Source organism: Bremerella alba, assembly GCF_013618625.1.
GTDB classification, from domain to species: domain Bacteria; phylum Planctomycetota; class Planctomycetia; order Pirellulales; family Pirellulaceae; genus Bremerella; species Bremerella alba.
This window is the reverse complement of the sequence record NZ_JABRWO010000003.1, coordinates 45,665-64,747: the sequence shown is the minus strand read 5'-3', so window position 1 is coordinate 64,747 and position 19,083 is coordinate 45,665. Positions and strand designations below refer to the sequence as shown.

The following is a 19,083-nucleotide window of genomic DNA, read 5'->3' as shown; positions in this document are numbered from 1 at the left end:
TAACGCTGTTCGCGACCCCAGAATCGGCAATTTCGCCAACCCAGGCTTGGCGTTCGACTGATGTGTTCCTGCGTGCTTCGCGACATCACTTTCTGAGAGATGGACCAGCGGGACGGTCCACCCGAATCAGGAGAGAAAGTGATGACATCGACCCCAGATCGAATTCTTGGACTGCTCGTGATTGGCGTTTGCCCTCACTGCAACGGTGATGGTGTGTATTGGCACATCGACGATCAGGGGCCATACAACAGCAGATGTGAAGGCTGCAATTGTGTTGGATTTTTGCTTGACGTTCCCGACTATTGGAAGAAGGACGGGCGAATCTCGGACACTGCCGAACTGGACCAGGATGACGATGTTCCCTTTTGACTCCATCCCAAGGAACATCACCATGTCACGCGAACGAACTCCAGAGTGGGTTTGCCAACTTCGTTTCTACGTAATCTGTATCCCTGTTGGAATTATCGCGGCCATCGCGTTGCTCCCGTTCGCAGTCCCCATGCTTCTCGGTTTTGGCCTTACGCTCGTCATCTTCTGGAACTTCACACGCTTGTTCACCAATGCGGTGGTTCGCGTTGCTGATCCTGAAACTTACAAGGCGATGCGTGATCGCGGCGTTGATCCATTTGTCGCGTCGTTGGGTGCTCCGCTGAACTTTGATTCCGAGGAGGTTCGTCTTAGAGGACTGACTCACAATGCTTCGTGTCCTGCTTGTGCCGATCTGCTCTGGATCAATCCTGGCTTAACTTTGACATGCCCAGGTTGCGGTGCTTGTTGGCACAATGACCAGTGGTGGAAATGGAACGGATCGCAGTGGATTTTGATTCAGTAATGCTGATCATTTTCGGAACAGCGGTGCAAGTTCAAGAATGACCGAGCGATCAATGTCAAGTTCAAGCAGGGTGATTAAGGCTTGACTGGCAAGGATCGGCTCGTCGTAACCAACGATGAACCGCAATGCGGCTACGAATTCTGGCTCGAACGCACGCAGGCTCTCGACCGCCAGAACCGCAGACATCCTGACAAGACGGTCTTCGTCCTCAAGCAACGCCAAGACAACGGACTCAAACGGTTGAACGAACTCATTGCCGTGCGTGTCCGCCGCATAGCAAATGACCGAGAGCACGAGTTGTTTCACATCACTGTCGTTCGATTCCAACGCACCCAGCAGCACGGGGTAGCATTCCTCCCAGCCAAATGCGTCAATACGGTTCCAAAGTTCTGGGGCTGTGTGCGTCGTCGTGGGAACGGCAAGTAACCGTAGTAAATTCGGTAACTCGCTAATGAATTTTTGCGAATCAGCGTTCATTCGATTTTCTTCCATGCTGCGTTTAGCAAAAACGATTCCAAGTGTGGCTCAATGTACCGGTGAGAAATGGACCATGCCAACATGGTCCATTTCGCGATCTTCGGCGGTACCGATTCCAGGGTTCGAATTACTTGCCGCGAAAGTATCGCGGACCCCCAACGTTCAACTCTGGAGAACAACACATGAAGCACAATTCTTCGATTAGCCATCCTTCCGCTTTGCAAATCCACGAATGGATCGACTTCGCACTTGATCGTAACGAAGTCAATTACCTGTCCAGCATGATTCGAGTTCGTTGGAACAAGCGATTTGTTCGTAGGTTCGCCGATGCAGGTTACATCGTAAACCCTCCCCGTGGGATAATTCGAGTCAGTCCATTGATCTGGGAGCGTGCGTCAGAAACAGAGCGTCGAGAAACGATCATCCACGAGGCATGTCACATTGTTGCATTTCATCTTCATGGAACGGAGATCAAGCCGCACGGCGTCGAGTGGCGACAAGCGATGGAAAACTGCGAAGTGAAACCGGATCGCTGCCACAACATTCCGCTAATCGGGATCAATCACTTTCACGTGCGAGAGTGCCCGAAAGCAAAGTCTGAACGCTGTTCAATAAGTCGCCGAAGACTGGGCGACATGCGGCAAAACGGAACTCTGCTCCATTGTTTGACCTGCGGATTGCGAGTTGATCTGGAATCGCTTGAATTTTCATCAGCACCAAGAAGCGATCCGCCTTTGAAAAACATTTCGTCAAACGCTAAGTCCAAGTCCCTATGGGTAAGTCGAGATGTCTCGTCCCGTTCAGCACTGACCTGAGTTGCCCGACGCGTGACGAACACTCCGAGCGGGTCAAATGCACTTGTGGTTAGTCCAATAATACCGATTTTCTCGCGGCGGCGAATTTTCGATTTGCCTCTTCGCAGAAGTTTCAGCCCCCACAGCAGTTTGTTCGCGTTGCGAGTTACAAAGAATGCAACAACGTTATTCGCTCCACTGCTGGGGGTGGGGAACTGACGTGGAGATGTTCGTCTGGAATTGTTGGATTGCAAAAAATCGAACATCGTCCGTTCAACTAGCAAACAGGTCCGACTCAATCAAGGTTTCGGCTACTTGAGCGGAGTTCAAAAATGGATTGACCTTTCGTTCGCCGACCGCCTGAGCGATGAACATCCTGACGCTGTCGGGCAGAGCATCGGCTGCTCGATATGGAAGGTGAAAGGTTCGGTGGTCAGCAGTTCGATGAAGTAGCAGGATCAAGTAAAGCGTGGCGATCTCGTGTGGCATGGGCCATCGAAACCGCATGTAGCTGCTTCCAATAGAACACGCCCAAACCCACGCCAGTTGCCACGGCTCATCCACTGGTCGCATTCCGTGTCGCCAAAGATGAGATCGAACTTCTTTGACGAGACGGCGGCTCGGTCCGCCATGAAGATGTCGATGTTCGATCAACGTTTGAACCTCTTGACTCTGAACAAAAAATGGTTCGCCGCACCGTAGCACGGCGAACCCGCAACCAACCACTTCACTACTCCGGCGACCAGCCGAAGTAGAAGCGTGGACTGCCTTGGAACATTAAGGTGCCTTTGGTCCCGGCTGATTTGAGGCGGGCGACCACAAGCGGTGCCATGAAGCCAAGCACATCGAAGTCACGTTGGAGTTCCGATGTATCCCAGACCTGCCCGTGTTTCGCTTCCAGATATTCACGGCTACCCGGTTCGGATGCGAGATTGCTTAGCATCTCACGGCGGATCGTTTCAGTTTCATCGGTCATTCGATTGTCCTTTGAAGGAGTGAAGTGTGTCGTTCTGTTGATTGCGATTGGTCCGATCAATAGCAGTCCGGCGTGAGGACGCATGTACTCGTTCTGTCGGCTTCGGTGATGACCCAGATGCGGTCGTCATCGTTCAGGTTGTAAGCCGAGAACAACCGAATGCCGTCGTTCAACGCCGTCTCGTTGGCGTTTCGGTCCTCTTCGCAGAGATCGCCCCAATCGCCTTGGTGGTGACGAGTGATGAACTCAAGCGGTGTGCGACTATGCTGCTGCAACAGTTCGATAGCAGCGGGCGTAGCGACAATTTTGCCGAGTGCAAACAGTGGTTTTCTGTCATTCTTGGCTACCATGCTTTGTTCCCTTTGTTGAAGTGAGTTGGTGATGCTTCATCAGGCAGGTCCAACGCGGATCGACGATGTGTCTGCAAATAAAAAGAGCCGAGACTTCCTTGTCTCGGCTCTTTTCTATAACAGTGGTTACGATTCGATCTCATCCCAGCAAAATTCAGTTGGCTTCACACCTTCGGAAGCGAGACCCTCACCGTGATACATGCAAGGGAATGGCGTGTCGCTTCCTTCTTGTCCGTGAATCATGATGTGGTCGAGAACGAGAACCTGACCACTTGGTCCGTAGTGACGACTGTCCTCTGGGTAGTCGGCGAGATACTCATCTTCAACAATGATGTGATGACCGTGCTTCTCGGAGTCCGCCAGTTCATCGATTGCGTCAGACATGCTGTCAGCTTCGATGACGATGTAATGCGACGAATAGCTTCCGCCGATCTCAATCAGCCACGTTTTTCCGAACCAGTCGCCGGGATTGACGACTTCGATATCCCTGAGTTCGTGACCATTCAGGTTGCCGTTTGCTTTGATCGTTGCCATGCTTGTGTTCCTGGTCGAAGGTTGGTTGACACAAGCACGGCTGCGGTCCGATCACGCTTGAGCGAGTTCCGCTTGAAACGCTTCCTCATCTTCGGCGTCGAGATCAGCGAAGAAACTTGCAATTCGACGGGCTTCTCGGCGAGCATCGTCTTCATCGCAATTGTCAATCAGTTCGCCGCGAAAGAGCATCCCGTTTTCATCGAGTGCATAGCCGACGACAAAACGCCCCTTGGTCAATCGGAACATGAATGCGAGTGAACCCGACCAGTACCGTTCAATGATTTCGCATCGACAATCGAGCATTGTCTTTCCGCACCAACCTGCCAGCTTGATTCCGTGTCGGTCCGACTTGGTGTAACCGGTCACATGCCGACCGACCACCGAAGCACCGAGGGCGACAAACTCATGCCCTTGGTGCTCGATGATTCCGATTTCGATTTGTCCCTGTCGTTCGCATCGAGTAGTCGCCATTTCCATTTCCTGTCGTGGTGTAGTTTGTGTGCCAACACCACGGCAGTTCGGTCCCGTTAGAATAAAGCAATTACTTCAAAACAGATTGCTGAAAATTCTATCGAGGCTGGATAATTCGCTCGATTTCCGTTGAGCCAGTTGTTTTGCCTCTTCGCAAGTTCCTTTGAATAGCTCGCCGCGAAAGAGCTTCCCATTGCCAGTCGCGTAACCAACGATGTAGCGTCCACGTGTCAATCGAAACAGCAACGCAAATGTACCATCGCGGTACTGCTCCACGACTTGATGACGGCAGTCGAGAATTAACAGCCCACACCACTTTCGAAGTGTGACATGCGACCCATCGACTGTGGTGTAACCAATCACCACATTTCCAATCGCGGACGATCTTCGATTGGCGAGATCAAAGCCGTCGTTAATTGGTTGATCTTGGAATTGTTGATTCGACACATGACCTTCCTTTTGAGTATTGAGTCAACTTGATGCTCAAAACGTCAGGTCCGCTATGTTTCAGTACGAGATGTTTTCCGCCGCGTCCGAAAGAGATGAGTCCGTTCGTCGCGTATAGCGAGCGGTTGTGTTCAAGTTTTCGTGACCAAGAATTTGGGCAAGTCCCACCAGATCGTTTTCGTTGTCTGATAGATATTGGTGGGCCATCGTATGGCGAAGCAGGTGAGGCGTGATCTTGACGCCAATGATCGCACTGTACTTATCGCACAATGCACGAACACCCTTATCAGTCAACGTGCCGCGTTCACCCACAAAGACGTGTGTCGAGTTGACAGGTGGTCGAGTGTCGAGATATGACTGTAACGACTGGCGAGCAACGAGTGGAATTGGAACCGAACGTTGCTTCCCTCCCTTTCCATTTCGAAACGTGATCATCCCCTTACGGACGCAAAGCATCAAATCTGCGAGTTCCAGGTTTGCCAGATCGGAGACGCGGCAACCGGTGTACAGCATCACGGAGAAAATTGCACCGGCTCGGATGTCGTTTCGCAATTCGACTTCTCGAATTAGCTTGCGAACGTTGGCACGGTCCAATCCCTTCGGTGCTAAATTCTGTTGCTTCAATTCTTTGACGGGCTTTGCCGGATTGAGTTGGATTACCCCTTGTTCTGACAGCCAACCGAAGAACCGACGCAAGGTGACGAGGTTGCGATTGACGGTTGCAACCGCGTGGCCGTTGTCCTTTCGAAGATAGCACTTGAAGTCAGACACATCGCGTGTCGTGACCCGTTCAACCGCGAACCGTTCATTGTTGACTTTGTTAAACCACTTCGCGAACTTCCGAAGGTCCAAAATGAATCCACGCTGCGATCCAATCGCAAAATCGTGTGCATCGAGAAACCGGTTGAGCAGCCCTGTTTCAGCTTGCCCGACTTCAATGTTGATGAAAACATTTTCTCCCCAATACTTCATGTCTTAACTCCACGAATTTGACGTAAACGAGACTTGAATCTGACACCGACGAGTGAAAATTCAGGAGTAAATGGCAATTTACTCCTGACCTTTTCTCACGAATCCCGTCGCATCAGATGCACGAAAATGGTCCGAAGCACGTCCCCGTCGTCGCCCGTCTGACCATTCGGATACAACGCTTTGATCGCGGCGTCTACTTGTGCTGACGTAACCGTGGACATGCCGAGTTGTTTCAAACCCTCGATTATCGACTCATGGCGTTGGGTACTTTTGGGACAAGCGGACCCTTTACGCGAAGGTTCGACGGTGCCCGACCGAACTGGCGTCGTTCGCCTTGCATAGAACATGATGGGGCGATTGTTCAAACCAAAGTTTGTTTGCCGAACGCGAAGATTCGTCTCCTGCATCTCGCTGACATACAACGGACGCTTAGTCTTGATATCGTAGACTGGCAACAAGAAGACGCCCTCACACGCCAATTGCCAAAACCGCTGGCGTGACAATCCAACCATCCTGGCCATCTGTGAAACGTTTACAATTGACCGAGATTCTGTCGTCATTGCGACACTCCATTTTCGAGATTTAGACTTGATTCATACGCAAATCTGACAGATGGTCCATTCCAGATTTGGTCAAAGTGCGTCGTCCGCCGTTGTCCTTGATGACGACTCCTGATCGAATCAAAAATGGCTCAATGACTTCACTGACCGTTTTACTTGGCATCCCCAAACACGACGCAAGCACGTTGAGTCGAGTCGGTCCTTCGCCGAGCAACTCAAGATATTTCTGCTCCTGATTGGTCAGTCCTAGATTGTCAATACGGTCGAGTTCGCAGGCACGTCGAAGATGAGCTAAGGTGATTTCAGACTCGCCTTCACTACGACTAACGCGGCGAGCCGATTGCAAAATACGAAGTGCAATGCGGGGTGTTCCGCGTCCACGAATTGCGATCTCGCTGGTGACACCGACGCCAAGTGACCAGCCGAGTGCTCGACCGCGTTGATGAACGACCTCGGTGAGTTCATCAGCAGTCAAGTATGCGAGTTCCAGCGTCATCTTCATGCGGTCTCTGAGCGGCGACAGAACCTTATGCGGGTCCGTTGTACTCAGTAGCAAGGAAAAGTTCGCCAACGGAATCGACAACGCACCCTTCTGATTTGTAACAAGCAGTTTCCGTTGATCCAGACAGATGAAGAGTGCTGTTTGCTGTTCGGTCGCCAATTCATGCACTTCGTCGATGTGGATAAGTTCGCCATCCTTCGCGTTCAACAGCAATGCATTGAGTTCAGCGGGTCCTGAGATCGACTGACCCAACGTCTCGTGTAGTGCGGTCGCTAACTCGTGTGCGATAACATTGGCGAGACTGCTCTTTCCCATACCGGGTGGTCCTGTCAACAGACAATCGCAGAAGCGAACTTGATCCTCAAAGGCCGCATCGAGTGCGACCTGAACTTGTTGCCGCACATGATCGTTTCCGATCAAGTGGCGGAGGCTCGTTGGCGTAAAGTCCTGTACATCATTCGCTTTCGTTTCACTCATGTCGCCGTTTTTCCTTTCTGCGTGATTGTTCGCGTCGATTTGAATGTAGTCATCAGCTATCCCATTGCTGATGCAAATATCGGTCTTGATATCGCTTCGTCCTCTGTTCCCATCGTGGTCCGCAAATCATATTACAGTTGGCGATGATACGTTGAGCCTTTTCGAGCTTGCCCTGGTCTTCGTATTCGAAGATGTTCAGTCGAATGCGTCGAAGCATTCGTTCGTATTTGTAGTGGCGACGATTGTTTCGAATCGCTTTCTTCAGCGTTCTCATGGCTGGCTCTCCTCTCGCAGTATTAACGCCGACCGAAATTGGTCGGCGTTCCTGTGAATTGGTCCAACTACTCGTTGTTGGTTCGTTCGAAAAGTGCATTCATTGCCCGTCGCATCGCTTCCTCGGATGGGTAGCCGCCCTGGTCGCTCGTGCTTTCAAGTTCACCGGAATCATTGTCTGACAACCACGAATAGACTTCGTATTGCCAGTCATCAGGCAACTCGAATTCGTCATCGAGTGACCTTGCAGCATCGACAATGTTTTCAACAGTCGCTTCGTATTCCCGATTCGAGTAATCCTCCTCATCGAGAATCGGATATTGGTCCATCGCCTCGTTCAGTTCGGCGTATCGCTTGAATGCTTCGGTCACCTTGCCCGCTGGGTCCAAGCATCGAATTGAAAATCCAGCGATCCAGCCAACGGCAAAGTGACTGTGTGTTTCCATTACCACATCGGGATCGTCATCATCTCTCTCAGTGAACGGCATCATCGCCTTGCCGATCACACCAGCATTGCTGCCGTCCAGCAATCCTGACTCTCGATGATGCGTGTAGATGATTGCCCAATGATCACTGTCATCGATCTCGCTTTCCCGAAACCAAGCGAAGGAATCCATCCGCTTCCAATTGCCCGCCAGTTCATTGGCGAGGTCCAAAACTTCGCTGTCTGTCAGTGTTGCCGTCGTCATTTTCTTGTCTCCGTTGAGGGGCGGTTGCCGTTACAGAGATCAAGGTTGGTCCGATGTTTCGAACACAAATGCAAAGAGCCAGCGACACGAGATCGCTGGCTCTCCATTGGTCACGGACTACACCGCAACCGGTTCTTCTTGCCGACTGAAACTCAGCACGAAATCGGCGGCTTTGCTTGCAGCGGTTGACGCCTTGAATATAAACTTCGGATCATTGTCCAAAGCGGACAACCAATTCTGCAAATATGCTTTGACGTTGGTCAGATCATCGCTGTTTGGGATATCCAATTCGGCACACATGAACGCTGCCGCCATTTCAGCCCGAAGCTCACCTTCGGCGTAGTTGCCGGTCCAGTCACATCGTTTCTCGCTCCAGTGACTCAGTTCGTGAAGTAGTGCGGCATAGAACTCCTTTTCGAACTCAAATCGATGTTTCTTCACCATCTGGATGTGGTCCGTTGACGGGGAGTAGAAGCACCTGTCGCCACCACACATGATTGTTGCACCAGTTGCCCGAATCGCTGCTTCAGCAGGAGCGAAGTCGATGAACTCACCGTTCTTCGATTCTGGTTCAACATCAGCCAAGTGTTGCAGATTTTCGGGCAATTCAACTTGTTCAGCATTGAACACGCTGTACTGCTTCATCATCGGGAAATTGACTTCGACCTCCTCACCGGTCCGAGGGTCTTCCTTAGTCCGTTTGATTGGGGCGTAGAAAATGATTCCCGCACCCCACTCACCCGGTGCTACGTCGTTCGGACGCCGCATCACGTTGGCACCAAGGTCCCGCCACTGGTTCCATGTTGCGTACCACTTGCTACGGAAGTCGTTCTCATGGCGATGCAATTCCAAGAGCAGTGGATTAATACCTCTGTAACGCTTTCCGCTCACGAGGTTCGTGGGTGCTCCGCAGTTCGGCGAAGTCGTCCACGGTTTCCGCCACGGAATCGTGCCTTGCTTGAGCGACTCGATGATCTTGTTGGTGATGTCTTCTTGAATTTGTTTGGCGGACTTTGCCATCGTGTGTCTCCTGAGTGGTTGAGGTTGCCGATGGTTGGCGACCTTGGTCCAAGGAGACATAAGGCGAGTTGCATAGTTGCAACAAAAGATAAGTTGATGGATTAGGAAGGCGATCTCAATCCAATGAGTATCGTCGTTTCACGCTTTGATGGGTCGTCGCAGTGATGAACGTAGATTTCGATTGTTGATGACCAAACGTTTTTCCAAGCCAAGTTATCGAAGCACTCCAATTCGCTGGCAACGCCTGATACGGACCAGCGTGAACCTGCTACACGTGAAGTTGCAACGCGATATCGAAAGCTTTGAATTCAGTAGTAGTCCAGAAAAGTCACTGTTGGTTTGTTGTTGAACTACTCAAGAATCTTGTCCACGAACCGCGAACGATCTTGTTGCTTGAAGTCTCCCCACGGCATCAGCCGCACGTTCGGGTAGGTGACATACAGCAGTCTTTTCGACCGTGTGACCGCTACAAATGCGTTTCTCTGTTCTTCGTCGAGTGAGGCTCCTTTGGCACGGTAGTCAGGGAACGTGCCTTCATTCATTGATATGAGGAATACGACATCAAACTCCATGCCTTTGGACGCATGGACCGTTAGCAAGGCAACACCATCTTCGTTTGGTTGCTGGGTTGTTCCCAGTGCAATTTGACTGAGGAAACTGGATATGTTGTGTGCTCCTCCAGATTCAGATCGCAAATACGCATTCCAATGTTTTTTCCATTCGCCAAGGTCTTGAAGAACCAATGCTCGTTGTTCAGTTGGAAAACTAACCGCCAACTCTTCGATTCTCGACAATGCCTTTTGGAAGTTGAACGCCTCGCCTTCAATTCCGAGTGACTCAAGAATTGTAAATACCAGCGAGATGGACGTGCCTGAGAGACTCTTCAATTGCGTGAGCAACTGTTTTCCAGTCAGTTCTCTCAGGGATGCGTTTCCGTAAATCTCTTGAATTGAATGTGTGACTCCTATCCGCTTGGCAAGCATTCCTAGATGCAGTCGGTCCAAAGGGTTCGCGAGCAATCGAAGAGCAAGTTCAAGTTCGGCAATCACATCGGATTCGCTCTGAACTGCCGTACCGCTCAACTTCTTGTAAAACTTGACATCGGATTCTTCGAACGCAGATTGCAATGCACCAAAGACAAACTTGTTTCTTCCGATAACGGCACACTTTTCGAGTGTGATCTCCCCCTCAACATCTGGGTGGCCATGTTCACAAAGTTCTTGGATAGTGGTCAGGATGAACTTTGCTTCGTCTTCCTCGTCCTCGCATTCGTCGACCTGTACGACTCCTTCAACGGGCAGTACGCCTTCAACACTGTAGTCATCATTGAGTTTACGAGCCGCCGCAACCACCGCCGCCGAACTGCGAAAGTTCTCTTGAAGTTCAACTCTCTTAGCAGAGAAATCAGACTCGAAAAGTTCGAGATACTTTGGGTGAGCACCGTTCCACATAAAAATGGCTTGCTTCGGATCACCCACCATCATGATGTTGAAATACTCAGTGCCACATAGAGCACACAAAACGCGATATTGTGCCTCGTTAAGGTCTTGAGCCTCGTCAATCGAGATATAGCGATACTGCCGCCGGTAGAAAGCAGCAATCTTGGGTCGCTCTTCAAAGAGCCTGTAGGTCAAAAGCAACAGATCATCGAAGTCCAACGCGTTTGACGCACGAAGTTGATTGTCATATTCTGCGTAAAGTCTCGCAAATCGCTCGTCTTCCACCATTTCTGGAACAACGAGTTCATTCTTTAGTTCGCCGATTCGCTTGAGCCATTGATCAACTTTTCTTGATTGGCTCCTGCTGTCGCCAGCATTTTCAAGTTCGCGTTTTAGGTCACTGTGTTGGCGGACCGCGTCTAGCAAGACCTGCTTTCGATCTTGGTATGAGTCAAAGATGTTCGGTAGTCCATTTACGCCGACTGATTTGCCCCGATTGGCGAGTACCTCGGTGCAAAAGCTATGCATAGTGCCGATAAAGGCCCGTTCATCAACACCAGGAATACCGGCTAAACGATCAGCCATTTCATTGGCGGCTTTGTTTGTAAATGTAAGTGCCAGCACGCGGAAGTGCTCGCCTTCCTGTTTCAGGAGTCGGCGGACTCGTTCCGTAAGTACGCGAGTCTTGCCTGAACCCGGTCCAGCGACTACAAGCAATGCACCTTCGTCGTGATTCACCACAGTCTGTTGTGATTCAGTTAATCGAATTGTCATTCTATTCCAGTTCTCCGTCGAGCTTCGCGGCAATCGGCAATGCTAAATCGAATGCCGCTTTTAGCATGGCCGGAATTTGCTCCTCTGGAAGCTCAATATTTTTGAACGCGTCTGCAACACGAGCACCATAGGCGGTCTTACTGTTACTCATTTCAGTAAGAATTTCTGCTTCGGTTTTTCTTTCGCAGGTGTCGCGGAGTTTTGAGATTGCCGTTTGGTGCGTCATCCCAGTTGTCTCGACGATAACTTGAAAAACCAGTTCACGTAGTGCGGGCAATGACTTTGGAGTCGTTAGATATTGCTCAAAACACATTCCACTTGGCAATATCACGCAACGATCATTCGCGTCACACTGTGGATGTCCAGATTTCTTGAGAGCAACATTCAAATCCCTGATCGCATTTGGTTCCCCATCAGAAAAGATTACCCAGGGAATATTGAAGCTTGTAACAAGTCGAAGAAACGGCAAATAGTTACCGGCTCCGCCGACCGATATGAAGGAAATACCAACCTCGTTTGGATGTCTTTTCCAATACAGTTCGGCAAATCGAGGAAGTGCCTGTTCCTCGGTCTCACCTTCAAAAAATACAACGCACCGACTAAATAATAGGTCTCCGCGAGTGTTCATGACACGACGATTGATAGCCCTCAAGTCATCCTTGCTGAGCGTAGTGTCGCCCGGTCGATAAAACCGTGACACTTTTGTTTCGTGCCCATGCTTAAAAAAGTGGACGAAGGACTGAATATCAGCTTGAGAGCAAACGTATGGCGAGTGAGTGCTAATCAGTTTTTGCCCAGGAAGATTAACGAGAAGTTGAAACAACGACCTTTGGGCTTGCGGGTGAAGGTGGGCTTCGGGTTCTTCCACTGCGACGAATGGGTGCAATGCGTCGGTAGCCTGTTGCTTTTGCCGCCAGGACATGTACGCCCGAAAGAGCAGAACACTGGTAAGGCTTCTCGTTCCCATCCCGTGTCGTGATAATGGAAATTGCGGTGCTCCCTTCGTCGCCAAAACGACATCCATTCCTCGGCTCAAATCTCTCAGTCGCCGAGCGACCGGATTTACCGATATGTCTTCTTCATTGCAGTTGACAACGTCACTCACTCGATGAAGGTGCTCTTGAACGTGCGAAAGCACGCCGCTCTTATTCACCAATAATTCGTTGATCGCATTCAGTTGTTTCTCAATGGTTTCAACGTCTTCATTAGATAGTCCGTGGTTTGAAACCAAGCGATTCCATACTGATCCACGCGTCTTCATTTCCTCGGCTGCATCGCGTTTGGCATCGAGAAAGTACATTGACAACGGAGCAGTTTGAGCGGCGGTTACTTGAGTAATCTGTTGTGCAACTTCCGCTTCAAGCATCTCGGCGAGCGACTCTTTCCACTCTTTTAAAAAACGCCGTTGAGTGAAGTAATCGCCTTTGATTTGATCCCAGGACATTGTCATTCGAATCGCGACAAAATCGCGATCCTCGTCGTCTTGGACGATTCCATTCCCCCAGAGTTGAAGCCAAGGGCTACCCTCAGGGAACACATCGATGCGAACACCGTGTTCATCAGCGGGAATGATGAGAAGGTCAACCGTTATGCTTCGTTCGATTGGTGGCTTCAACTCGCTGGCAGCAAGATAGACATCATCCTCGCTCAGATGTCGTGGGCCGCTACCCACAACCGCGTAGATTGCGTCGAGAAAACTGGTCTTACCGGCGTTGTTTTCGCCAATCAAAACGGTGGACGGCGTCAGCACTACTTCAACTTCACGGAGGCACCGAAAGTTCGAAATACGAACGCACGATATCATGACGCCACTTGTGCAGGGCTTTTCGCTAGTCTCCGTCGTTGCCATGTGATGACGTTCCTGCTTCGTAAATAAACCGAATCATGTGGTATCAGGACCGTCAACGATTCTGCTGGGTTCGCTCGGTCTTGGTAAACTGTGCTCTATTTGCGATTCGCTTCAGGCCTCGTTCGTTTAAGTGAATTTAGCAACGCATCGATGGAGCGGTCGTCCATCGCCGCAATGCGGCGGAAGACTTCTGGTTTTTGTTGGATTCGCTGACGAATCTTCTTGGGGACTCTGTCCGTCAACAAAAGCAACTCGTCTTCGTCGCATTCAAGTACGTCCGCGAGTCGGTGGACGAACTTCTCACTCGGATATTCCCCCGCGTTCAATCGTTCGTTCTCAACTTTTGACACGTAAGAGAGGCTAACCGACAGCCGTTCCGCCAATTTTTGTTGCGTCAATCCACGCATCTGCCGAAGTTCACGAACCCGATTGCCGAATCGCATTGCTTCGTCCTTTACCCTGGATTGTCGGTACCTTCCGCACACTGTACGGTAGTGGTACAACTTGGTCAACAATCAGAGACGTTGTCGAGATTCTGCAAATGAGTCCATTTAAAGAAGCCCAGCTTGTTAGGTTCAGTTGTCGTGGACGGAGTTCAAAGCTATTTCCCTCTAGCCCTTGGTTTTCGTAATGGAGCATCCAGCGTCCATACCAGCCGGACGATGATGTTCGAAGAACTGTCCATCGTGATGGAGAAAGTTAATCCAAACGCCGGGGCCGACGTTTATGGGGCAGCCATTGTTGATGACAACATCCTCGGAAAGCCGACTCAAACCACACGTCAGCGTTCCGCCAAGCGGCTCTCCGAACTCTACGCAACCGATCCGTCTTGCACGGTATTTCGACTGCTCCGTCACTTCTGGAATGCGGATAGTGCTGGACGCCCAATGCTTGCCTTTCTAGTTGCCGTGGCACGGGACCCGCTACTCCGCGACATGACTCCCACAATTCTTCTGGAGCCATCAGGCCAGGATGTCAACGCTCGCGAGATCGCCGTTTGGCTTCGCGAGAAGTTTCCAGGCCGGTATCGTGACACCACACTCAAGTCCACGTCCCAAAACCTCGCCTCAACCTGGACACAAGCGGGCATCCTCACCGGCAAGATCAAGAAGCAGCGGGCACGGCCTGTGGTCACTCCTGTCGTTGCGGCATTCGCAGTGCTGCTCGGTTATCTTTGTGGTCTCCGGGGAAAGATGCTCCTGGACTCCCTATGGACACGGATGCTGGATCGCCCTTCATCGGACGTTACTGATTTGGTGGCTGAAGCATCGCGACAAGGCTGGTTGAACTACAAGGCGGCTGGCAGCGTCGTGGAAATCACTTTCCCCGGCCTCCTGAGATCGCAAGAGGAAAGGGCCGCATATGAGCAGGATTGATGTCCTCCGCAAAAACTACCAGCGGATATGTAGCCTGCCCTGGGACGAGCATGTCGCAGGACCGCAGCGAGTCTGGATGGCCGTTTACGACAAGGAAGATGAGCGAAAACTTAGGTTCCGACTCGGTCTTTTCAAAGAGGCGACGGAGCAAGCTGGACACCAGTGGCACGCGATTGACTTTACGGATGCTTTCGCGGATTGGCTTTGTAGCCCGCCGTATTCCGACTACGCAGAAAGTTATTTTGAGTCACCAACAAGGCTTGGCACGGCTCCAATGGCGGCGTTCAAGAAGTCGGTTGCCAGTCAATTGACCGATGCCCTGCGAGCGGTCGAGCCAGCCGAGAACACAGTCGTCGCGGTTTATGGAGTCGCGTCCTTGTTCGGGTTCCTCCGCATTTCCGAGATACTACCACTGTTTGAGAACAACATCCGGGGGCGACTGCTGGTCTTCTTTCCCGGCGTGTACGAACAGGACAACTACCGACTACTCGATGCCCGCGACGGTTGGAATTACCACGCGGTTCCAATCACTTCCACCGAAGGGGAATTGCGACGATGAAAAACCGAGAGATTTACGATGAAGACCCTCGCGTAAACACGCTGCTCAACCAGGGTGTCGCCAAAGTTAATGCCCCGGAATCAGACCCCGAAGGCAAGACTCGCTGGCTCGACACGCTTCGGTTCGAGTTAACGAAATTCGTCTGCGATGGGCAATACGCGGAGGGAATGACTCGTATTCTCAGCACTTATCTCGGTCATCTGGACAAGGCGGAGCAGCCTGGAGTTTGGGTCAGCGGATTCTTTGGCTCCGGTAAAAGCCATTTGGTGAAGATGCTTCAGCACCTATGGATCGACTTCGAGTTTCCCGATGGCTCCAAGGCTCGCGGGCTGCCAAAGAACGTGCCCACGAATATCAAGGACCTTCTCAAAGAGTTATCGACCCAAGCAAAACGGATGGGTGGATTGCACGCTGCTGGTGGAACTCTTGGAGCAGGAGCCGGTGACAGCGTTCGCTTGGAGGTACTCAGCATCGTCTTTCGGTCGGTGGGACTGCCCGAACACTTCGCTAGTGCTAATTTCGTGATGTGGCTTCGGCATGAAGGTTTGGAAGAGGCCGTCCGCGAACAAGTGAAGAACGCCGGACGAGATTTCGATCTCGAACTGGCGAACTTGTACGTGTCCGATGTGATGGCGAAAGCAATCCTCGCAGTCCGACCCGATTTTGCGAACTCTTCCGCCGAAGTGAAGATGCTGCTGGAAAAGCAGTTCCCTGAAAAGGATGACGTTACCATTGACGAAATGGTCGCCAAGACGAAGCAGGCACTCACCCGCGATGGCAAGCTGCCATGCACGCTCATCGTCCTCGATGAGGTTCAGCAGTATATTGGCGACAGCGTTGAACGAGGTTACGAGATCGACATCCTGCAAAGGCAGTTCACGTCGAAGATGGGGGCCTCGTTGATGGTCGTCGCCACCGGGCAGAACGCCCTGAACGGCACGCCGTTGCTCCAAAAACTCCAAGGTGACTTCCCGGTTACTGTAGAGCTACAAGATACGGACGTGGAACAGGTCACACGGGAGGTCGTCCTGAAGAAGAAACCTTCTTCGGTCGAAACCGTCAAGAAACTACTCGAAGATCACAGTGGCGAAATTGAGCGGCAACTTTCCAACACGAAGATCGCCAGCACGACCCGTGACCGACAGTTGATCGTCCAGGACTATCCAATCCTTCCGACTCGTCGCCGATTTTGGGAAAGGGTACTTCGGGCCGTAGACAAAGCAGGAACGGGTGCCCAACTACGCAATCAACTGTGGATCGTTTACGACGCCGTTCTCAAGACCGCCGACTACGATCTCGGTACCGTTGTGAGTGGAGCGTTCATTTATGATTCGTCAATCAAAAGCAAGATGCTGCAATCAGGCGTTCTGCTACAAGAAATATCCGAGACGATTGCCAAGCAGAAGCAGGAAGATGACGGCGACCTGCGGTATCAACTTTGTGCATTGATCTTCCTGGTTGGCCAACTTCCGCACGAAGGCCCTGCCGATGCTGGAATTCGAGCGAACCCCGACACCCTTGCAGACTTGTTGGTCACGGACCTGAACGTCAGCAGTGCCGAACTTCGCAAGAAAGTTCCAGAACTCCTGGAGAAGCTCGTCGCGTCCGGTGCAGTGATGCAGGTGGAAGACGAATATCGGATGCAAACCCGTGAAGGTGCAGAGTGGAACCAAGCCTTCCAGGAAGCTCGCAACAAACTGCTGACAGACTCAGGAAAATTGGCGAGCGAGCGATCCCAACTTCTCAAGACGCATTGCAGCGAGATTCTCAAGAAATCGAAACTCGCCCACGGTGTCAGCAAGGAAACTCGCAAGTTCGCATTGCACTTTGGTCCCGACGCTCCTTCCACCGATGGAGGCGAGATTCCCGTTTGGATTCGTGATGGTTGGGAAGTCGAAGAGAAGACCGTCCTCGCCGATGCTCGTACTGCCGGTGACGAAGCTGCAATCGTTTATGGATTTATTCCGCGTAGCGACAAAGCCGAAGCGATTAAGCAGTCGATTGCCAATTATTACGCGGCTGAAAAGACGTTGGAGATCAAGGGAACGCCAAGCAGTGATGAAGGCTTGGACGCGAAGAAGTCGATGGAGACGCGGCATACTCAAGCCCTCAAGCATCGTAATGACCTGGTTTTCGAGTTGCTCGATGAAGCCTCCGTGTACTTGGCAGGCGGAGAGCAAGTCAACGGACTTTTGCTTACCTCAAAGGTTGAGGATGCAGCGAAGTCGTGTTTAGATCGCCTCTATCCACAATTTCACCTTGCGGACTCTCCCGATTGGCACAAAGCATTTGAGCGTGCCAAGAAGGGTGATGGCGATGCCTTGGCGGCTGTGGGTCATAAAGGTGATCCCGATGCTCACCCCGTTTGCAAGGCGGTTCTCGATTTTGTCGGGACCGGCAAAAAGGGAACCGAAGTGCGGCGGAACTTTGGCAATCCACAATATGGTTGGCCCCAGGACGCCATCGACGCCGCACTGGTTGTCCTTCACACCGGGGGGCAGTTGCAGGCACGCATCGGAAGTGAGCTTGTCGTCAAAGGCAAGCTCGACCAGAAGAATATCACGACCGCTGAGTTCCGCGTTGAAACTGTGACGTTGTCCAAAGTGCAGTTAATTGCACTTCGCGGCCTCTTCAAGAAGGTTGGCCTCAACACGACGCCCAACAACGAATCAATTGATGCTCTCAAGTTTCTGAACAGGATGGTCAAGCTGGCAGAAGAGTCTGGTGGAGACGCCCCGCTTCCCAAGCAACCAAGCACTGCCCACTTGACCGACCTAAGCAATCGAGTCGGCAATGACCAGTTGATGGCGATCCACGAAAACAAGAGTCAATTGGAGCAAGAGATTGCGGACTGGCAGTCTCAACGTGACGTGATTCTCAAGCGTCTACCGAAGTGGAAACAACTGACGGCGTTGCTCGACAATTCCATTGATCTGCCAGTGGCCGCAGAAGTCCAACCCGATGTTGACGCAATCCAAGAGAACCGCAGCCTTCTGGTTGATCCCGATCCTGTACCTGGCCTTGTCTCAAAGCTGACTGACGCGTTGCGAGAAGAAGTCAACCAAGCTCATGCGGCTTGTACTGCGAGCCATGAACAAGGTCTTACCGACCTGGACGATTCTCCTACTTGGCAGCAGCTAACTGCTGAGCAACGGTACGACCTGTTGTCTGCGAACAGTGTCAGGCAAGTGCCCAACGTCGCCATTGGTACAACGGAAGAGATTTTGGAGACGCTTCGGCAAACGAAGCTCAGTGAAATGAAGGCACTCAGCGATGCTTTGCCAACTCGATTCACCAAGGCCGTTAATGCCGCTGCGAAACTGCTGGAACCCAAGGCACAGCATGTGTCGTTGCCGGGTGGCACGATCAAGAATGGCGACGATTTGAAAACATGGCTGGTCTCTGCGGAAGAGGCAATAAAAGCGAAACTGAAAGATGGTCCGGTCATTGTTTGACATAACGACATAGGTGACTTCTCATGCCAGCACTTGAATCCAAACTTCGATCCGACCTCGATACCGTTTGCCAAAAGGCCCGCGAGAAGGCGGAAGAAGCGGCACGTTCCGCGTTGCAGAAGCGGGCGGTCGATGCTGTTGAACCGTACAGCCACTTCACGCCTGCGGAACGAGAGCTACGGAATCGTCTCCGTGCCCGTGGTCGTCAGGTTGGTGACGTTCGTAAATCCAACAAGACACAGACGATTGACCATCTG

Annotated in this window: 22 protein-coding genes; 6 read left to right on the top strand and 16 right to left on the bottom strand. The window is 51.6% G+C overall.

Going from position 1 to position 19,083, the window contains the following annotated elements:
- The first annotated feature begins 141 nt into the window (after positions 1 to 141).
- Positions 142 to 369, top strand: coding sequence for a hypothetical protein (locus tag HOV93_RS06005; RefSeq protein ID WP_207395579.1), 228 nt, complete (start codon positions 142 to 144; stop codon positions 367 to 369).
- A gap of 22 nt (positions 370 to 391) precedes the next feature.
- Complete coding sequence (locus HOV93_RS06000; RefSeq protein WP_207395578.1) at positions 392 to 832, top strand: hypothetical protein; 441 nt, start codon at positions 392 to 394, stop codon at positions 830 to 832.
- A gap of 6 nt (positions 833 to 838) precedes the next feature.
- On the opposite strand, the gene HOV93_RS05995 is transcribed toward HOV93_RS06000, so the two are convergent.
- Positions 839 to 1,309, bottom strand: a complete 471-nt coding sequence (locus HOV93_RS05995; protein ID WP_207395577.1) for a hypothetical protein — start codon at positions 1,307 to 1,309, stop codon at positions 839 to 841.
- 182 nt (positions 1,310 to 1,491) lie between these two features.
- On the opposite strand from HOV93_RS05995, the gene HOV93_RS05990 reads away from it, so the two are divergent.
- Entirely contained in the window at positions 1,492 to 2,124 is a 633-nt protein-coding gene (locus tag HOV93_RS05990) for a SprT family zinc-dependent metalloprotease (protein WP_207395576.1), read from the top strand.
- Between the two features lie 252 nt (positions 2,125 to 2,376).
- Here the strand turns inward: HOV93_RS05990 and HOV93_RS05985 are convergent, their stop codons facing one another.
- The 15 genes from HOV93_RS05985 to HOV93_RS05915 form a co-directional block, all read right to left on the bottom strand.
- Complete coding sequence (locus HOV93_RS05985) at positions 2,377 to 2,610, bottom strand: hypothetical protein (RefSeq protein WP_207395575.1); 234 nt, start codon at positions 2,608 to 2,610, stop codon at positions 2,377 to 2,379.
- 223 nt (positions 2,611 to 2,833) lie between these two features.
- Positions 2,834 to 3,079 carry a hypothetical protein gene (locus tag HOV93_RS05980; protein WP_207395574.1) on the bottom strand — a complete coding sequence of 82 codons (246 nt, stop codon included), beginning with the start codon at positions 3,077 to 3,079 and terminating at the stop codon, positions 2,834 to 2,836.
- 56 nt (positions 3,080 to 3,135) lie between these two features.
- Complete coding sequence (locus HOV93_RS05975; RefSeq protein ID WP_207395573.1) at positions 3,136 to 3,429, bottom strand: hypothetical protein; 294 nt, start codon at positions 3,427 to 3,429, stop codon at positions 3,136 to 3,138.
- Between the two features lie 126 nt (positions 3,430 to 3,555).
- Entirely contained in the window at positions 3,556 to 3,963 is a 408-nt protein-coding gene (locus HOV93_RS05970; protein WP_207395572.1) for a hypothetical protein, read from the bottom strand.
- A gap of 51 nt (positions 3,964 to 4,014) precedes the next feature.
- A complete protein-coding gene (locus HOV93_RS05965; RefSeq protein WP_207395571.1) occupies positions 4,015 to 4,434 on the bottom strand; it encodes a hypothetical protein in 420 nt (139 codons plus the stop codon).
- 75 nt (positions 4,435 to 4,509) lie between these two features.
- A complete protein-coding gene (locus HOV93_RS05960) occupies positions 4,510 to 4,881 on the bottom strand; it encodes a hypothetical protein (RefSeq protein WP_207395570.1) in 372 nt (123 codons plus the stop codon).
- A gap of 60 nt (positions 4,882 to 4,941) precedes the next feature.
- On the bottom strand, positions 4,942 to 5,853 hold the full coding sequence (locus HOV93_RS05955; RefSeq protein ID WP_207395569.1) for a tyrosine-type recombinase/integrase: 912 nt from the start codon (positions 5,851 to 5,853) through the stop codon (positions 4,942 to 4,944).
- Positions 5,854 to 5,948: 95 nt separating this feature from the next.
- The gene (locus tag HOV93_RS05950) at positions 5,949 to 6,413 is read right to left on the bottom strand and encodes a hypothetical protein (RefSeq protein ID WP_207395568.1); all 465 of its coding nucleotides are present in this window, start codon (positions 6,411 to 6,413) and stop codon (positions 5,949 to 5,951) included.
- A 22-nt stretch (positions 6,414 to 6,435) separates the two neighbouring features.
- The gene (locus HOV93_RS05945; RefSeq protein ID WP_207395567.1) at positions 6,436 to 7,392 is read right to left on the bottom strand and encodes a Holliday junction DNA helicase RuvB C-terminal domain-containing protein; all 957 of its coding nucleotides are present in this window, start codon (positions 7,390 to 7,392) and stop codon (positions 6,436 to 6,438) included.
- 52 nt (positions 7,393 to 7,444) lie between these two features.
- Positions 7,445 to 7,666 (bottom strand): hypothetical protein, encoded by a 222-nt coding sequence (locus tag HOV93_RS05940; protein WP_207395566.1) that lies wholly within the window; start codon positions 7,664 to 7,666, stop codon positions 7,445 to 7,447.
- A gap of 67 nt (positions 7,667 to 7,733) precedes the next feature.
- Positions 7,734 to 8,354 (bottom strand): hypothetical protein, encoded by a 621-nt coding sequence (locus HOV93_RS05935; RefSeq protein ID WP_207395565.1) that lies wholly within the window; start codon positions 8,352 to 8,354, stop codon positions 7,734 to 7,736.
- Between the two features lie 117 nt (positions 8,355 to 8,471).
- Positions 8,472 to 9,374, bottom strand: coding sequence for an ArdC family protein (locus HOV93_RS05930; protein WP_207395564.1), 903 nt, complete (start codon positions 9,372 to 9,374; stop codon positions 8,472 to 8,474).
- A gap of 350 nt (positions 9,375 to 9,724) precedes the next feature.
- Positions 9,725 to 11,620: an ATP-dependent helicase gene (locus HOV93_RS05925; protein ID WP_207395563.1), complete on the bottom strand. Its 1,896-nt coding sequence runs from the start codon at positions 11,618 to 11,620 to the stop codon at positions 9,725 to 9,727.
- Entirely contained in the window at positions 11,589 to 13,391 is a 1,803-nt protein-coding gene (locus tag HOV93_RS05920; RefSeq protein WP_235989928.1) for an ATP-dependent nuclease, read from the bottom strand. Before HOV93_RS05920 ends, HOV93_RS05925 begins: the two co-directional genes overlap by 32 nt.
- A 140-nt stretch (positions 13,392 to 13,531) precedes the next feature.
- Positions 13,532 to 13,879, bottom strand: coding sequence for a helix-turn-helix domain-containing protein (locus tag HOV93_RS05915; protein ID WP_207395561.1), 348 nt, complete (start codon positions 13,877 to 13,879; stop codon positions 13,532 to 13,534).
- Positions 13,880 to 14,020: 141 nt separating this feature from the next.
- Between HOV93_RS05915 and HOV93_RS05910 the strand changes: the two genes are divergently transcribed.
- Genes HOV93_RS05910 through brxC form a run of 3 tightly spaced genes read left to right on the top strand, consistent with a single transcriptional unit; the run spans position 14,021 to position 18,826 of the window.
- Positions 14,021 to 14,812, top strand: coding sequence for a BrxA family protein (locus HOV93_RS05910; protein WP_207395560.1), 792 nt, complete (start codon positions 14,021 to 14,023; stop codon positions 14,810 to 14,812).
- Positions 14,799 to 15,371: a BREX protein BrxB domain-containing protein gene (locus tag HOV93_RS05905; RefSeq protein ID WP_207395559.1), complete on the top strand. Its 573-nt coding sequence runs from the start codon at positions 14,799 to 14,801 to the stop codon at positions 15,369 to 15,371. Before HOV93_RS05910 ends, HOV93_RS05905 begins: the two co-directional genes overlap by 14 nt.
- Positions 15,368 to 18,826, top strand: coding sequence for a BREX system P-loop protein BrxC (gene brxC, locus HOV93_RS05900; protein WP_207395558.1), 3,459 nt, complete (start codon positions 15,368 to 15,370; stop codon positions 18,824 to 18,826). The genes HOV93_RS05905 and brxC overlap by 4 nt, the downstream gene beginning before the upstream one ends.
- Positions 18,827 to 19,083: the final 257 nt, after the last annotated feature.